The 16,322-nt window shown below is 64.5% G+C and carries 14 protein-coding genes and 1 pseudogene; 10 read left to right on the top strand and 5 right to left on the bottom strand.

All coding sequences use genetic code 11. The features are described from left to right. Positions 1-62 precede the first annotated feature (62 nt). The 8 genes and pseudogenes from ctaD to AS156_RS31130 all read left to right on the top strand — a co-directional run bounded on the left by ctaD (position 63) and on the right by AS156_RS31130 (position 8,095). Positions 63-1,679 (top strand): cytochrome c oxidase subunit I, encoded by a 1,617-nt coding sequence (ctaD, locus tag AS156_RS31165; RefSeq protein WP_066512984.1) that lies wholly within the window; start codon positions 63-65, stop codon positions 1,677-1,679. Between the two features lie 62 nt (positions 1,680-1,741). Continuing rightward, positions 1,742-2,680, top strand: a complete 939-nt coding sequence (locus tag AS156_RS31160) for a heme o synthase (protein WP_066512978.1) — start codon at positions 1,742-1,744, stop codon at positions 2,678-2,680. A 39-nt stretch (positions 2,681-2,719) separates the two neighbouring features. Next, complete coding sequence (locus tag AS156_RS31155) at positions 2,720-2,884, top strand: CoxF protein (RefSeq protein WP_066512975.1); 165 nt, start codon at positions 2,720-2,722, stop codon at positions 2,882-2,884. Between the two features lie 98 nt (positions 2,885-2,982). Then, positions 2,983-3,543, top strand: coding sequence for a cytochrome c oxidase assembly protein (locus AS156_RS31150; protein ID WP_245313169.1), 561 nt, complete (start codon positions 2,983-2,985; stop codon positions 3,541-3,543). Between the two features lie 184 nt (positions 3,544-3,727). Beyond that, positions 3,728-4,624: a cytochrome c oxidase subunit 3 gene (locus AS156_RS31145; protein ID WP_066512970.1), complete on the top strand. Its 897-nt coding sequence runs from the start codon at positions 3,728-3,730 to the stop codon at positions 4,622-4,624. A 256-nt stretch (positions 4,625-4,880) separates the two neighbouring features. Continuing rightward, positions 4,881-5,267, top strand: a complete 387-nt coding sequence (locus AS156_RS31140) for a DUF983 domain-containing protein (protein ID WP_066512967.1) — start codon at positions 4,881-4,883, stop codon at positions 5,265-5,267. Further along, positions 5,264-6,025: an SURF1 family protein gene (locus AS156_RS31135; RefSeq protein ID WP_066512964.1), complete on the top strand. Its 762-nt coding sequence runs from the start codon at positions 5,264-5,266 to the stop codon at positions 6,023-6,025. The genes AS156_RS31140 and AS156_RS31135 overlap by 4 nt, the downstream gene beginning before the upstream one ends. Before the next feature lie 113 nt (positions 6,026-6,138). After that, positions 6,139-8,095, top strand: a pseudogene (locus AS156_RS31130) (DEAD/DEAH box helicase). 170 nt (positions 8,096-8,265) lie between these two features. Here AS156_RS31130 and AS156_RS31125 read toward each other — a convergent pair. Both AS156_RS31125 and AS156_RS31120 read right to left on the bottom strand, forming a co-directional pair. Next, positions 8,266-9,858 (bottom strand): DHA2 family efflux MFS transporter permease subunit, encoded by a 1,593-nt coding sequence (locus AS156_RS31125; RefSeq protein WP_066512962.1) that lies wholly within the window; start codon positions 9,856-9,858, stop codon positions 8,266-8,268. Continuing rightward, a complete protein-coding gene (locus AS156_RS31120) occupies positions 9,855-11,120 on the bottom strand; it encodes an HlyD family secretion protein (RefSeq protein WP_136626522.1) in 1,266 nt (421 codons plus the stop codon). The genes AS156_RS31125 and AS156_RS31120 overlap by 4 nt, the downstream gene beginning before the upstream one ends. Positions 11,121-11,342: 222 nt before the next feature. Between AS156_RS31120 and AS156_RS31115 the strand changes: the two genes are divergently transcribed. Continuing rightward, positions 11,343-12,065 (top strand): TetR/AcrR family transcriptional regulator, encoded by a 723-nt coding sequence (locus AS156_RS31115; protein WP_066512959.1) that lies wholly within the window; start codon positions 11,343-11,345, stop codon positions 12,063-12,065. 77 nt (positions 12,066-12,142) lie between these two features. On the opposite strand, the gene AS156_RS31110 is transcribed toward AS156_RS31115, so the two are convergent. After that, positions 12,143-12,859 (bottom strand): dihydrofolate reductase family protein, encoded by a 717-nt coding sequence (locus AS156_RS31110; RefSeq protein ID WP_066512956.1) that lies wholly within the window; start codon positions 12,857-12,859, stop codon positions 12,143-12,145. 206 nt (positions 12,860-13,065) lie between these two features. Continuing rightward, the gene (locus AS156_RS31105; protein ID WP_245313151.1) at positions 13,066-13,860 is read right to left on the bottom strand and encodes a dienelactone hydrolase family protein; all 795 of its coding nucleotides are present in this window, start codon (positions 13,858-13,860) and stop codon (positions 13,066-13,068) included. A 264-nt stretch (positions 13,861-14,124) separates the two neighbouring features. Between AS156_RS31105 and AS156_RS31100 the strand changes: the two genes are divergently transcribed. After that, entirely contained in the window at positions 14,125-15,048 is a 924-nt protein-coding gene (locus tag AS156_RS31100; protein ID WP_066512949.1) for a sterol desaturase family protein, read from the top strand. A 37-nt stretch (positions 15,049-15,085) separates the two neighbouring features. Here AS156_RS31100 and AS156_RS31095 read toward each other — a convergent pair whose 3' ends face one another. Further along, positions 15,086-15,514: a YybH family protein gene (locus AS156_RS31095; RefSeq protein ID WP_082747840.1), complete on the bottom strand. Its 429-nt coding sequence runs from the start codon at positions 15,512-15,514 to the stop codon at positions 15,086-15,088. Between the last annotated feature and the right edge of the window lie 808 nt (positions 15,515-16,322).

The following is a 16,322-nucleotide window of genomic DNA, read 5'->3' as shown; positions in this document are numbered from 1 at the left end:
TGGAAGAATAAGGGCGACGGGGCCGCAAGGTCCCAGAGGGACTGCAAGGCAGGATTTGAAACATGGCTACAGGCGCAGCGACACACGACGATCACGCCCATGATGATCACGCCCATCATCCGACCGGATGGCGGCGTTATCTGTACTCCACCAACCACAAAGACATCGGTACGATGTACCTCATCTTTGCGGTGATTGCGGGCATCATCGGCGCCGCGATGTCGATCGCGATCCGCGCCGAACTGATGTATCCGGGCGTCCAGATCTTCCACGAGACGCATACCTACAACGTGTTCGTGACCTCGCACGGTCTGATCATGATCTTCTTCATGGTCATGCCGGCGATGATCGGCGGGTTCGGCAACTGGATGGTGCCGCTGATGATCGGTGCACCCGACATGGCCTTCCCGCGCATGAACAACATCTCGTTCTGGCTGCTGCCGGCGTCCTTCGCGCTGCTCATCATCTCCACCTTCGTCGAGGGTGAGCCGGGCGCCAACGGTGTCGGTACCGGCTGGACCATGTACGCGCCGCTCTCGACCTCGGGCCATCCCGGCCCGGCGGTCGACTTCGCGATCCTGTCGCTCCATCTCGCCGGTGCCTCGTCGATCCTCGGCGCGATCAACTTCATCACCACGATCTTCAACATGCGCGCGCCGGGCATGACCCTGCACAAGATGCCGCTGTTCGTCTGGTCGATCCTGGTGACGGTGTTCCTGCTGCTGCTGTCGCTGCCGGTGCTCGCGGGTGCGATCACCATGCTGCTGACCGACCGCAATTTCGGCACCACCTTCTTTGCGGCTGACGGCGGCGGCGATCCCGTGCTGTTCCAGCACCTGTTCTGGTTCTTCGGTCACCCCGAAGTGTACATCCTGATCCTGCCCGGTTTCGGCATGGTCAGCCAGATCGTCTCGACCTTCTCGCGCAAGCCGGTGTTCGGCTATCTCGGCATGGCCTACGCCATGGTCGCGATCGGCGGTATCGGCTTCGTGGTCTGGGCGCACCACATGTACACCGTCGGCATGTCCTCGGCGACGCAGGCCTATTTCGTCGCCGCCACGATGGTGATCGCGGTGCCGACCGGCGTGAAGATCTTCTCCTGGATCGCCACGATGTGGGGCGGCTCGATCGAGTTCAAGGCGCCGATGCTCTGGGCCATCGGCTTCATCTTCCTGTTCACGGTCGGCGGCGTCACCGGCGTCGTGCTGGCCAATGCCGGCGTCGACCGCGTGCTGCAGGACACCTATTACGTCGTCGCGCACTTCCACTACGTGCTGTCGCTCGGCGCCGTGTTCGCGATCTTCGCGGGCTGGTACTACTGGTTCCCGAAGATGTTCGGCTACATGTATTCGGAGACCATCGCCAAGCTGCACTTCTGGGTCACCTTCATCGGCGTGAACCTGGTGTTCTTCCCGCAGCACTTCCTCGGCCTGTCGGGCATGCCCCGCCGCTACGTCGACTATCCGGATGCCTTCGCGGGCTGGAACCTGGTGTCGTCTTGGGGCTCCTACATCTCCGGCGTCGGCGTGCTGATCTTCATCTACGGCGTGATCGATGCCTTCGTCCGCAAGGAGCAGGCCGCGAACAATCCGTGGGGTGCGGGTGCGACCACGCTGGAGTGGACGCTCACCTCGCCGCCGCCGTTCCACCAGTTCGAAGTGCTGCCGCGCGTGCAGTGACCTGAGACCGCGCGGCGCACCCTGAGTGCGCCGCGCCCATTTTAGAGAAGTGAGACCTGATCTTGTCGGTTGTCGATCACAACGCCATTGAGTTGCCCCGGATCTCCGAGGCCGAAGTGGGCGACTACATCGCGCTCTTGAAGCCGCGCGTGATGTCGCTGGTGATCTTCACCGCGCTGGTCGGGTTGATGATCGCGCCGGTTCATGTCCACCCGGTGCTGGCCTTTACCTCGATCCTTTGCATCGCGGTCGGTGCCGGCGCCTCCGGCGCGCTCAACATGGCCTATGAGGGTGACGTCGACGCTCTGATGACGCGCACCGCCAACCGGCCGATCCCGCGCGGCCGCATCACGCCGTCGGAAGCGGCCGCCTTCGGCATCACGCTCGCCTTCTTCTCGGTGATGACGCTCGGCATCCTCGTCAACCTGGTGGCCGGCGCGCTGCTTGCCTTCACCATCTTCTTCTATGCCGTGATCTACACGATGTGGCTGAAGCGCTGGACCGCGCAGAACATCGTGATCGGGGGCGCCGCCGGCGCACTGCCGCCGGTGGTGGCGTGGGCGGCTGCGACCGGATCGCTGTCGATGGAGCCGATCCTCCTGTTCCTGGTCATCTTCTTCTGGACGCCGCCGCATTTCTGGGCGCTGGCGCTGTTCCGCAGCGACGACTACGCGCGCGCCGGCATCCCGATGCTGCCCGTCGTCGCCGGTCCCGACGCGACCCGCCTGCAGATACTGCTCTACACCATTGTGCTGGTCGCGATCGCGCTGGCGCCGTGGCCGCTCGGCTATTTCGACTGGATCTACGGCATCACCTCGCTGGTGCTGGGCGCCGGCATGCTGTGGCTGGCTGTCGAGGTCTATCGCCGCCGTGAGGGTGTTGCCGCCAATCGCGCCACCCGCCGGCTGTTTGCCTTCTCCATCCTCTATCTGTTCGCGCTGTTCGCTGTCCTCCTCGCCGAGGTTGCCGTCCGCGCGATCTTGCCTGTGATCATCGGGTAGGGGGCGCCACGGGGCGACATGGGGGCGCATGGGTTACCAATGGACGAGAAGCAGGAACCGGAAGGAATTGTCCTCACCGAGGCGCAGCTCAAGAGCCGGCGCCAGCGGTCGATCGCCACGGCGCTCGCGCTCGGCGTTCTCGTTCTGCTGTTCTTCGCAGTCACCCTCGTCAAGGGGCCAGCCGTGCTGGTGCGGCCGCTGTGAGTGAGATGGCGAACCAGCCGACCCCCGAGGCTCCGCAGGGGCCGGATCAGCCGAGCGATGGCGCCAAGGTCACGCGCCGGGCGCTGACCCGCGATGCGATGGTCGCATCGATCTGCGGTTTCGTCGTGGTGCTGATGGTCGGCGCGTCCTACGCTGCCGTGCCGTTCTACAACTGGTTCTGCCGCACCACCGGCTTCAACGGCACCACCCAGGTCGCGACCGCGGCCCCGACGGGCGCCCCGCTCGAGCGCACCATCACGGTCAGCTTCGATTCGAATGTTGCGCCGGGCCTGCCCTGGAAGTTCGAGCCCGAGCAGAACAACATCGACGTCAAGATCGGTCAGGTCGTCACCGTCTACTACACCGTGACCAACGAATCGGCGCGGACCACCACCGGACAGGCCGCCTACAATGTGGCGCCGCTGACGGTCGGCGCGTACTTCCAGAAGATCAACTGCTTCTGCTTCACCGAACAGACCATGGCGCCGGGCGAGAAGCGCGAGATGGCCGTCGTGTTCTATGTCGATCCGTCGCTGGCGAAAGACAGCGAGAACGACACGCTGAAGAACATCACATTGTCCTACACTTTCTTCCCCGTGCGCGATCCGTCGCCGCAGCCGGTGGCGGCGGGTGAAGCGGGGCAGCGCAAGGGCGGTTAGAGCATGATCGGGAAAAGTGGAGGCCGGTTTTCCCTCGCGACAAACGCGAAGCGTTTGCGCGGAGATCATGCTCAAACAAAGAGATGAGATCGTGATGCGGTTGCTTCCAATCGCGTCATGATCGAGCGGTTTTTGGAATTTGAGAAGAATACGTGCCTGACGGCACGCGAATGGAGAGACGGCAATGGCTGAGGCGCAAGTCAAGCATCACGACTATCATCTCGTCGACCCGAGCCCGTGGCCGGTGGTCGGCTCGATCTCGGCCTTCATCATGGCGGTCGGCGCGATCGGCTGGATGCATCATCTCTACTCGGCCGCTCCGATCGTGTTCGGCATCGGTACCGTCGGCGTGCTCTACACGATGGCGAGCTGGTGGGGCGACGTGATCAAGGAAGCCCAGTACAAGGGCGACCACACCCGCGTGGTGCAGATCAGCCACCGGTACGGCATGATCCTGTTCATCGCCTCCGAAGTGATGTTCTTCGTCGCCTGGTTCTGGGCCTTCTTCAATTCGGCGCTGTTCCCGGCCGATGCCGTCCACGCCACCCGCGACGCGGTGTTCGGCTGCGGTCCCGGCACCGCGATGGGCGCCTGCAGCGTGCCCGGCACCTGGCCGCCCCATGGCATCGAGACCTTCGATCCCTGGCATCTGCCGCTGCTCAACACGCTGCTGCTGCTGACCTCGGGCACCACGGTCACCTGGGCTCACCACGCACTCCTGGAGAACGATCGCCAGGGCCTCAAGCAGGGCCTGATCCTGACCGTGATCCTCGGCGCCACGTTCACCTGCGTGCAGGCCTATGAATATGCCCATGCGACGTTCTCCTTCGCCGGCAACGTCTATGGCGCGACCTTCTTCATGGCGACCGGGTTCCACGGTTTCCACGTGCTGGTCGGCACCATCTTCCTGCTGGTCTGCCTGTTCCGTGCCTATGCCGGCCACTTCACGCCGAAGCAGCATCTCGGCTTCGAGTTCGCCGCCTGGTACTGGCACTTCGTCGACGTGGTGTGGCTGTTCCTGTTCATCTGCATCTACGTCTGGGGCCACGGCGCCGAGACCATGGCCCACGGCGCGCACTAACCGCACCTTCGACGTGCTAAAGAGGGGGCGGCCGGATGGCCGCCCTTTTTCTATTTCTGAGCTCTCGTGGGAGGAGGCGGCCGCAGGCGGCCATTTGGCCGCGGTGCAAAGAAGGCCGATGCTTTTTGCATCGGCTACGTGTAATCCGCGCCGGATGAGGGGTTTCCATCTGCGGAGACAGGCCCCTCACCCGATACCATCGCGCTCCGCTCGATTTCGTCACCCTCTCCCGCAAAGGCAGGGGGAAAGGAACTACATGACGGATACACCGCCCACCGTGACCGAGAGCGCCCTGCGCGGCCTCGCCTGCAAATGTCCGCGCTGCGGCAAGGGCAAGCTCTATGCCGGCTTTCTCACGCTTGCGCCGCGCTGCGAGAGTTGCGGTCTCGATTATGCCTTCATCGATTCCGGCGACGGTCCGGCGGTCTTCATCATCATGCTGGCCGGCGCCATCGTGGTCGCGGCCGCGCTGATCGTCGAGGTGAAGTACCAGCCGCCGTTCTGGGTGCATGCGGCGCTGTGGTTGCCGCTGATCGTCGTCACCACGATCTTTCCGCTCCGCTCGATGAAGTCGCTCCTGATCGCACTTCAGTTCCACCACAAGGCCGCCGAAGGCCAGTTGACCCGACGCGACCCGACATGAGCAGCAAAGCTACCCGCGGACCCAGCGCCGCCGGCTTCGGCATCTTCACGCTGATCCTGATCGCCGTCTTTGTCGGCCTCGGCGTCTGGCAATTGCAGCGCCGGGTCGAGAAGCATGCCCTGATCGCGCAGCTCGACGCCCGGTTGGCGGCCGCGCAGATTGCGCTGCCCCAGCCGTCGGCATGGCCCACGCTGACCTCGGCGAAGGACGAATTCCGGCGCGTCACCTTCACCGCAACCTATGCGAAGCTGCCGGACGCGATGGTCTACAGCTCCGGCTCGGCGGTGCGCGGCGATATCAGCGGGCCCGGCACCTGGGCCTTCCTGCCGGCGAAGCTTCCGAGCGGCGAGACCGTCGTGGTCAATACCGGTTTCGTGCAGAACACGATGCAGGATCGCGCCTTCGAGGACCGCGTCGTCGGCCGTCTCGTCACCGGCGAGCCGGTCACGCTCAACGGCTATATCCGCTTTCCCGAGCCCCCGGGCCGGCTGACGCCCGCGGCAAACGTCTCGAAACGACTGTGGTTCGCGCGCGATCACCGCGCGATGGCGCAGGCGCTCGGCTGGGGCGAGGTGGCGCCGTTCTACGTCGACCTGGAATCGCCGGCGCCCGACAGCGGCACGCCGAAGCCGGGGCCGCTGGAGGTTCATCTCAGGGATGACCACATGCAGTACGCCATCACCTGGTTCTCGCTGGCGGCCGCCGTCCTGATCGCGTTCGGGGCGTGGTGGCGCGGCCAGCGGCGCAAGGGGACGTGAGCGCCTAAAACGTCTGAATCAATTCGCCCGGCGCGCGGCCAGAATCGCTTGCCGGGCACGCAGTGTCGAGCCATTCGGCTCGACGTTTTGCGTCAACCAGGGTTTTCCATCTCGTGTCATTTCCGACCACAAATCCATCGCTCGCCCGCGCCTTGGCCGAGCGCGGCTACGAACGCCCGACGCCGGTTCAGCTCGCCGTGCTTGCGGACGAAGCTGTCGACCGCGACCTGCTCGTTTCGGCGCAGACGGGCTCCGGCAAGACCGTCGCCTACGGTCTGGCCATCGCGAAGGACCTGCTTGATGGCGCCGAGCGGTTCGAGCAGGCGGCCGCGCCGCTTGCACTGATCGTCGCGCCCACGCGCGAGCTCGCCTTGCAGGTCCATCGCGAACTCGCATGGCTCTATCAACACGCGGATGGGCGCGTCGTCTCCTGCGTCGGCGGCATGGATCCGCGCCGCGAACAGCGCGAGCTCGCCGCGGGCGCCCACATCGTGGTCGGGACGCCCGGCCGGTTATGCGATCATCTGCGGCGCGGCCATCTCGACATCTCTGAATTGCGGGCCGTCGTGCTCGACGAAGCCGATGAAATGCTCAATCTCGGCTTTCGCGAGGATATGGAATTCATCCTCGAGACCACGCCGGACACGCGCCGCACGTTGTTGTTCTCGGCGACCTTTCCGCGCGGCATCGTCGCGCTGGCCAAGCAGTATCAGCAGCAGGCCTTCCGGATCGAGGTTGCGGGCGACGAGGGCGGTCACGCCGATATCGAGTACCGCGCCATTCGGATCGCATCTGGCGACGTCGAGCACGCGGTCGTCAACGTGCTGCGCTTCTTCGAGGCGCCGAGCGCGCTGGTGTTTTGCAACACGCGAGAGGCCGTCAGGCATTTGCAGGCGGCTCTGCTGGAGCGCGGGTTTTCCGTGGTCGCCCTGTCGGGCGAACTGACGCAGAACGAGCGGACCCAGGCGCTGCAGGCGTTGCGCGACGGACGTTCCCGCGTCTGCGTGGCGACCGATGTCGCGGCGCGCGGGCATCGACCTGCCGAGTCTCGACCTCGTCATTCATGCGGATCTGCCGAATGACACGGAGGTCTTGCAGCATCGCTCGGGCCGCACCGGCCGTGCCGGTCGAAAGGGCGTCAGCATCCTGCTGGTGCCGCCGGCGCGACGCCGGCGAGCGGAATTGCTGCTGAAACTGGCCGGCATCGATGCGATCTGGGACGCAGCTCCTCAGGCCGACGAAATCCGCAAGCTCGATCATCAACGCATGCTGCAGGATGCGGTGTTCAGCGAGGAGGCGACGCCGGACGATCTGGTCCTGGCGCAGGCATTGCTCGCCGAGCGGTCGCCCGAGGATATTGCCGCGGCGCTCGCGCGGCTCTATCGCGCGCGGCTTCCTTCGCCCGAAGATATTCTCGATCCGGGCGAGCATAGCGGCCGGCCGCGTGACGAACGCGGTCGAGAGGACGGGCGATCGTCGCGCGGCGATGATCGCCGCGCCGCGTCCCGATCGAAGGCGGGAAAATCATCATCGCGCCACGGCATGGTCGAGGCCAGCGTCTGGTTCCGGGCTGCCATCGGGCGGAGAAAGAATGCCGAAGCGCGCTGGCTGCTGCCGATGATTTGCCGTCGTGGCGGCATCGACAAGCGAGACATCGGCGCCATCCGGATTCTCGACACCACCACCGAGTTCGAGATTTCCGAACGGGTCGCGGACACCTTCGCCGTCAACGTCCGGCGTCCGGACAAGGAAGACAGCATTCGCATCGAGCCGCTGGCACATCCACCCTCGGGTCAGGCACCGTCGGAGAAGAAGCCGCGGCCGTCCCGGGGCGACGCCGATCGCGATGAACGTCGAGGCGACCATTCTCGCGACGCGGCAGGACCGAAGCAACGCGGCAAGTCGCACGGCGACGGCGGCGCGAAATTCGCCGGCGAGCCGGCTTTCGGGAAGAAGCAAAAGAAACAGAAGAACAAGTCCGGCCACCACGATGTGCAACCATGGCCGACGGCCGCTTCGCCTGCGAAGGGCGCACGCGGCAGGAAGGGCAAGAAGAATCGTCGCGGCTGATCCGTCAGCGTAGCAGATCACGACCGCAGATCTCGGCGTCACCGTGACGTGAGAGCTGCGGCCGGTTACTTAGAGTGTGATCCGGAAAAGTGTGAAGCGGTTTTCCGAAAAGATCATGCTCAAACAAGAAGCTAAAGCGCGATGACGATTCAACCTGACCTCATCGCGCTTTAGTGTCCCATGCTGACGGCGCCGCCGAGCTTGACCTTGCGCAGCGTCAGCGCGAGCGGCACGGCCGAGAGCGAGATCAGCATCAGCACCCAGAACGCATCCATGTAGGCCAGGAACGACGCCTGGGTCTGCACCTGCTGTCCGATCCACTGGATCGCCTGGTCATGGGCCTGCGCCAGCGAGCTGCCATGGCCCGCGAAGAAGTTGGTGATCTGCTGCAGCGTGTGCTGATATTGCGAGCTCGACGGGACCACCTGCTCGACCAGCCGGTTCTGGTGGAGCTGCTCGCGATGCGTCAGCACGTTGGACACGATCGAGACGCCGATCGAGCCGCCGGTGTTGCGCGCAGCATTGATCAGGGCGGAGGCCTGGTCGGTCTTGGTCGCGGGAATGCCGTCATAGGAGGCCGCCATGATCGGTATGAAGATCAGCGGCAGACCGACGCCGAGCAGCATGCGCGTGCGCGCCATGAACCAGAAACCGAGATCGCCATACACGTTGGTCATGCCGTACATGGAGGCCGCGATGACCAGCGCGCCGGCGATGATCAGGTATTTCGGCTGCACCTTGGCCGCGAGGCGGCCGACGACGAACATCATCAGCATGGTGACGACGCCGCCGGGTGAGAGCACGAGGCCGGCCCAGGTGGCGGTGTAGCCGAAATCCTGCTGCACCAGCTGTGGCAGGAACTGGGTGGTCGCGAGCAGGATGGCGCCGGTCGCCAGCATCACCAGGAAGCAGGCGCCGAACTGGCGGCTTGCGACCATCCGCAGGTCGATCATCGGATTGCGGCGGGTCATTTCCCACGGGATCATCAGCACGAACGCCGTGCCGCAGATCACCGCTGATGTGACGATGAAGGGGGAGGCGAACCAGTCGTCCTCCAGGCCGCGGTCGAGCATCACCTCGAGCGCGCCGAGGAAGGTCGCAACCAGCGCGAAGCCGATGAAGTCGAAGCTGTTGTCCTGCGGCTGTTGTTGGTTCTTCGCGGGCTCGTGCAGCACCGCCGCGATCAGCGCGATCGCAAATACGCCGACCGGCGCGTTGATCAGGAAGCACCAGTGCCAGGACAGATTGTCGGACAGCCAGCCGCCGAGCGTCGGCCCGACCACCGGGGCGACCACCACGGCGATGCCGAACACCGCAAAGGCCTGGCCGCGCTTCGCCGGCGGAAATGCGTCGGCGAGGATCGACTGCGCGACCGGCACCATGCCGCCGCCGCCGAGACCCTGCAGGATGCGGAACAGCAACAGCGCGTTCAGGTTGGGCGCGAACCCGCACAGGATCGAGCTCACGGTGAAGATGCCGAGGCAGATCAGGAAGAACGTCTTGCGTCCGAGCATCCGGGCGAGAAAGCTGGAAGCGGTCAGGATGATGGCGTTGGAGACGAGATAGGTGGTGACCACCCAGGAGGCTTCGTCCTCGCTCACGCCCATGCCGCCCGCGATGTAGGGCAGCGCCACATTGGCGATGGTGGTGTCGAGCACCTCCATGAAGCTCGCGAGCGCGACCACGATGGCGATCAGCCAGGGATTGACGCTGACCGTGTTCGGAGCAGAAAAGCCTTTGGCGTCAATCGCGGCGGCACTCATAGCAGCTTCTCCAGGCGCTCGAACAGCGACGGCGAGGAATCGATGCGCACGGTCGGGACAACGGACATGCCCGGCCCGAGCGCGACGTCGGTCGGCGGGTTGTCCAGCACGATCTTGACCGGCACGCGCTGCACGATCTTGACGTAGTTGCCGGTGGCATTCTGCGCCGGCAGCAGCGAGAACGCGGTGCCGGATCCCGGCTGCACGCTCGCGATATGGCCGTTGATCGAGCGTCCCGGGTAGGCGTCGATCTTCAGCGTCACCTTCTCGCCGGGCCGCATCCGGTCGAGCTGGATCTCCTTGAAGTTCGCGGTGACCCAGATCTCGTCGGGCACGAACATGGTCAGGTTGGTGCCGACCTGCGCGAACTGGCCGACGGCCGCCGTGAGGTTGGCGACACGGCCCGGCTGCGCCGCCGTCACCGTCGTGTAGGACAGATTGAGCTGCGCCTGGTCGCGCTGGGCCTGGGCCTGCGCGAGGTTCGCAACCGCGCTCTTGCGTTGCGCCTTCAGCGACTCGACCTGCCGCTGCGCCAGGTTGAGGGTCGCCTTCGCGCTGAGCAGCGCGGACTGCTGCTGATGCAGCTGCGAGGTGTACTGCTCGGAGTTCTGCACCGTGCCGTAGCCGGTCTGCTCCAGGTGCTGGTAGCGCGTCGCCTGCTGCTGGGCGAACACCAGCGCCGCGTCGGCCTGGTCGACCTGAGCGTGGTTGGCGGCGATCTGGGCCTGCTGCACGTCGAGTTGCGCGTCGATGTTCTGGATGCTGGCCTGCGCGGCCGCGACCTGCGCCTCGGCCTGCGCCAGCGCGACGCGGTAGTCGCGGTCGTCGAGACGCGCGATCACTTGGCCGGCGGCGACATGCTCGTTGTCGGTGACAGGGACGGCGGTGACGTATCCGGACACTTTCGGGGCGATCGCGGATTGCCGCGCCGCTATGAAGGCGTCGTCGGTCGACTCGAAATGTTCGGTGTAGTCCATGTAGAGGTAGCCGCCGCCGAGCGCGGCGGCGAGCAGTACCGCGCCGATCGCCGAGACGATCGGGCGGCGGCGCAGGAGGCTGCCCCGGCGCGCCTTGCCGTCGGCTTCCGGTTCCGGCTGAACCGGGGCGGGCCCCTTGTCGACCGGAGTCGGGGCCGGCGCGCGCGCCGCGGGCTCCGGCTTGTGGGATTTGGCGTTTGCCTCAAACGAGGTCGCGTCGGAAGGCGGGCTTTCAACGCCCTCGAGCCTTGGTGCGCCTCGTTCCAAAACACTGTCTTCGAACATGATCGCTGCTCCTGCTGACCGCGAAGTCTGTAAGGGTCTCGCTTGCCTGCGAGAGCCTCGAATAAAGGAACGGAATCGTTCCATTCTGTGCGACAAATAGTCCCGCCTCGCAGGTGCGTCAATAGGAACGGAACTGTACCGTTCTATTTACAAGCAGATGTGATCAGCCTAGATTGCGAGGCAAGGCCGCTCGTCGGCAGCAGGGAACCCGGTGCAAGCGCCATGAACACCAGCACTCTTAAAAAGACGTCAGCCTCGAAGGCCAAGCGTGCCGAGGTGCGCCTGGGCCGCCCGCCGAAGGAGCTGATCGGAGAGGTCGATGAGCGCATCCTCGATGCGGCCCGCACGGTCTTCCTGCTCCGCGGCTTCGAGGGCGCGAGTATCGACGAGATCGCCGAGGTGGCGCGCTCCGGCAAGCGCACGATCTATGCGCGCTTCGCCGACAAGCGGGCGCTGTTCACCGAGGTGGTGAAGCGGGACATCATCACGCGCATCGCCGAGCTCAAGGTCGAGACCGAGACGCCCTGCGGCGCCACGGTCGAGGAGCGTCTCACCAGTGCTGCGTCCACTTTGCTGCACTGGGGGCTCGACACCGACAGGATCGGATTGATGCGGCTTGCGATCGCGGAAGCACGCCGCTTCCCGGATCTCGCCGCCACGGTCAACCGCAGCGCGCGCGAGCTCAGCACCCAGCTCGGGGTTCACCTGCTGCGCGATCTCACCCGGTCCGACGAGCTCGGAACGCTGCGGGCCTTCGCGCCGGAACAGCTTGCGACGACGGCGCGGCTGTTCCTCGACCTCGTCGCGGTGCCCATGCTGCTCAGGGCGCTGTATGAGGTGGACCTCAAGGCGCTTGATCCCGAGATCGACGCGCATGTCGCGCGCGCCGTTGCGTTCTTCATTGCGGGCTGCAGGAACGGAGGGATTGAGGGCGGGAAGCGGTAGGGCGTCTTGAATCAGTCTCGCAACGGACCCGCTGGACCTCCCGGCAGGCGGGAGAGCGAGTGGAGTTCCTCGACGGATCAGTCCGGCGCGCGCTCGACGGCGTGACGCAGCCAGACCATTCCGCCTTCCAGCGTCTCGCAATGGGTGAGCCGCAACGCCTGCCCGGCGCCCGGGCGATCGCCGTCGGGACCGTGATAGTCGACGATGCTTTGCGTGCCGGCCAGGCCGTCGACGGCTGGGTGGATCAGCGTGCTGAATTCGTCGATCAGCCCATGCTTGAGGAAGGCGCCATTGATCCCGCCGCCGCCTTCGAGCAGCAGCGTTTTGGCGCCGAACAGGGACGCAAGCTGCGCCATCGCGCGGGGCAGATCGTCGCCCTTCGGTCCGGCAAAGATGTAGGACGCGCCGTCCTCGCGCAATTCGGCGAGATGGGCGTCGGAGACCTGCTCGCCCAGCACGGCAACGGCGTGATCGCCGCCGACATTGTCCTTGCCGAAATGCACGCGGCCCGACGGATCGATGCCGACCGCGAGCTTGCGGCCGTTGCGATTGGCGATGTGCGCCTCGCGCGGCACCTTCGGCGCGTTGGCGATATGCCGCTCCGATCCCTTGGCCATCTCGTTCATGGTGACGCGGCCGATGATCCAGCCGTCGGCCTCGAAGCCGTCGTGAATCCGCTCATAGTGCGAGCGCAGCACCTCGGCCGAGATGCCCGCCGCCGCCCTGGTGAAGCGGCTCGGATGAAGCTTGCCGTCGATCGACGTGCCCATGTGGCAGATGATGTGGGGACGCATAGGCTTACTTTCGGTGGAACGTTGCAAGGGCGAGCTGCTGTCGCGGAGTGGGAGGCACGGTCTCATTTAGAGAGCCGCGGGCCCGTTCTCAACTCCGGTAACGGAGCGATGTTTCAACCGCGCGACGCACGGGCGAAGCCGCAAGACGGTTCATCTCGCATCCAAGCACGTATGGAGCGAAGGCTACTATTTGGGTGGCTTCCAAGTCATTTCTTGAGATCTGCGGCGAAGAACTTGGCGGCCTCGGCCTTCGATTCCTGATCCGCCTTGGCGTCGTATCTGAGCGGCAGGTTGAATTTCTTGCCGAGCTCGGTGGCTTCGGGGTTCGTGAACGCGTGCACGGCGCCGGGATACTCGATGATCCGGTAATCGACCTTCGCGGCGTCGAAATCCTTCTTCAAGGCATCGTACTGCTCGCGCTTCACGAAGGGGTCGTCCGCACCGTTCAGGATGAGGATCTTCGCCTTGACAGCTCCCGGCGCCGGCGCGGGGGTGTTGAGACCGAGCGATGCATGGAAGCCCGCAACCGCGGCGAGATCGGCGCCGCTGCGCGCCATGTTCAGCACGACCGCGCCGCCGAAGCAGTAACCGACGGCGCCGATCCGCTTGGGATCGACCGAGGCCTGCTTGGCGAGTTCGTCCCGCGCTGCGTTGAAGCGCTGCTCCATTACCGATGCGTTTTTCATCACCGACGACGAGAGCGCGCCGGCGTCCTTCGGGTTGTCCGCGGTCTTGGCGTCGCCGTACATGTCGGCGATAAGAACGGTGTAGCCCTGCTGCGCGAAGTTCCGCGCCTCGTTATGGATGTGCTTGGTGATGCCCCACCATTCATGCACCATCACGATGCCGGGCTGCTTGGCTTTGGCGGCGTCGTCATAGACGACGAAACCCTTCATCGTGGCCTCGCCGTCCGAATAGGTGACCGGCTCTTCCCGGATCGCGGCGTTTGCGCTCGTGATCATCGCGATGGCGCAAAGTGCTCCCATGATCGTCGTTCGCATGGCTGACCTCCTGCGGGGTTGGCGCAATGATATTGGCATACCAGGGATTCCCGCGCCAGACGGTGAAAGCATCACGGGTGGCCTTGCAGGCTGAACCTACAGCAGCGGATCATCGCGCCGCGCAGCCAAACGGAGGGGGGACTGTCACCGGAATCGAGGTTTTCGATTCACCGGGCCTTAAGCCAAACCCCGCTAAATCCGCCGTGCGGGCCTGGCTTCGCAATGGGTCCGCGTCGGCTTTGCGTCCGGACTAATGCGGGTACCGTGGACAACATCGTCAATCCCATCACTTTCGTGTTCGATGCTTGGCTCGGCCTGGTCGCCGATCCCGGCAAGCAGTTCATCTTCGCTGCCCTGCTCCTGCTGCTGGCCGCTCACATGGGTTGGCGGTCGTCCTGGACGCAGCGCGCGGTCGATGCGGTCGAAAGCGTGACGGCGACGCTCGCCATCTTCCTCATCAACGTGCTGGCGGCGCCCGCCGTGTGGCTGTTGTCGGAGCAGCTGAAGGCGCTTTATGCATTGCTGGGAATACCGAGCGTGCCGGGCTCGGTCTGGGCGGGATTGCCGGTCTGGCTGCTCAGCTTCATCGCCATCCTGGCTCAGGATTTCGCCAATTACTGGAACCACCGCGCCATGCATTTGAAATGGCTGTGGCCGGTGCACGCAATTCATCATTCGGATCCTGTCGTCAACGGCTTGACGACATATCGCATCCACGCACTGGAGACGCTGGTGATGTGGGGCTCCTATACGATCATGTTGACGTGGCTCGGCTTCCCCGCCGACGCGATAGGGATCGGTGCGCTCTTCCTGACGCTGCACAACGTCTATGTTCATATCAATGTCGACTGGGGACATGGCCCGCTGCGCATGTTAATCGCCTCGCCGCGCTTTCACCGCTGGCACCATGCCGATGTGCCGGAGGCCCACGGCAAGAACCTCGCCAACGTCTTTCCGTTCTTCGACTGGATGTTTGGCACCTATCGCGTCCCGGGACCATGTGACGTCCCTGTCGGCGCCACAGGCATACCGCGCAACGATGTCGTGAAGCTGACATTGTGGCCCCTGCTGGAATGGGCGCGGATGACGATGCCGTGGGTCGAGGCAATACGAGCCCGGACCGTCGGTTGGCCGGCGCGCGGCACGGGCCTCGCCAAGACGATGCCTTTGGACATCAAGGCAGACTAGAAGGCTCTCTTCGAATCGCAAGTTGTCGAGCGGACGATCAGGGAGCTGCGACGTTCACCGTCTCTTCCATGATCTTCAGTTGTCCGCCTTCGCGAGTGAGGATCGAGGTGTAGTAGCCGTGAAACGGCCGATCGCCCAGCTTGGCTTGCCACGTTCCTGCGTCGAAGACGAACGTGCCTTCCGAGCGCGAGGTGAGTCCCTGAACCGAGTAGTCGTGCAATCCCATCTTCACGGCATCCTGGAAACTTCGCCGGATCGCGTCGCGGCCCTGAGCGATGCCGGTCGGTGTCACGCGAATGGCGTTCTCGGCAAATGCGTCGGCCATGGTATCCGCATCACCACGATTATATGCTTCGGCAAGACGCTTATGCATCTCGGTCATGGCGGCATCATCGAGCTTCTCTTCCGCCATCACGTTGTAGGGAACGGCAAGCAGCAAGACTAGAATTGGGGCCAGTCTCAGCATCGTGCGTCCTCCCGCGATTCAACGCCTGCCGGTTCGTGACCACGTCTGGAACGACCAGGCAATTCGAGCGGCCAGCTTCCGACAAATGGTCGCCATTGGCGAGCGAAAGTCCGCTCGGCCTAGTCGAACCAGCCGCGCCGCCTGAACCAGAGCAACGGCAGGATGCCGCTGGCCTGTCCGCTGCAACCGCCTGATGAAGCGCGCCCCATGCCACTGAGTTGCCCGACGGCAAGTCCCTGGGTGAAGAATATTTCTGTTTTCCAGAATTGAAACTCAGTGTATGAATCCCTCCGTCTCACCCGATTGAGGGGCGCATGGCGATCGTCACGGGTGTTGCGGTGAGATGCGGTGGACGCCGATTGCGTGACTGACGAGCACGTATGAGGCGGACGGCGAAGTCGTGCAGGCCTGACGCCCTAGTGGCAGGTGTCCTGTTGCAAGACGCCATTGCGTCTTGCAACGGCGGTGACAAAAGAGCCCAGTCTCACCGGGGAGAGCCCGTATAAGCCGTAAACCATCGCGCAGGGAAAGCCGGAGTGTTTCCGGTTACACCTGTGGTCCTACCTCCCGTGCTTACTATTTTGCACGGGACCCATGGGTGCGATCGGCACCCGGCTTTCCCTGCGCCCTCTGCTTGAGGAGAGGGCGGAACGAAATGCAAGACTCGGACAATTCGTGTCGCGAGAATGCAGATGTTTGTCTCACCGGCGGCGCAACACACTCAGTGTCGTCCCTGCGAAAGCAGGGACCCATAACCACCGAAGTTCATTCCTGAGCGATGCAGGAACGACGAGTCCCCTTCACAACA

Source organism: Bradyrhizobium macuxiense (assembly GCF_001542415.1).
In the GTDB taxonomy this organism is placed as follows: domain Bacteria; phylum Pseudomonadota; class Alphaproteobacteria; order Rhizobiales; family Xanthobacteraceae; genus Bradyrhizobium; species Bradyrhizobium macuxiense.
This window is presented reverse-complemented; position numbering and strand designations above follow the sequence as displayed.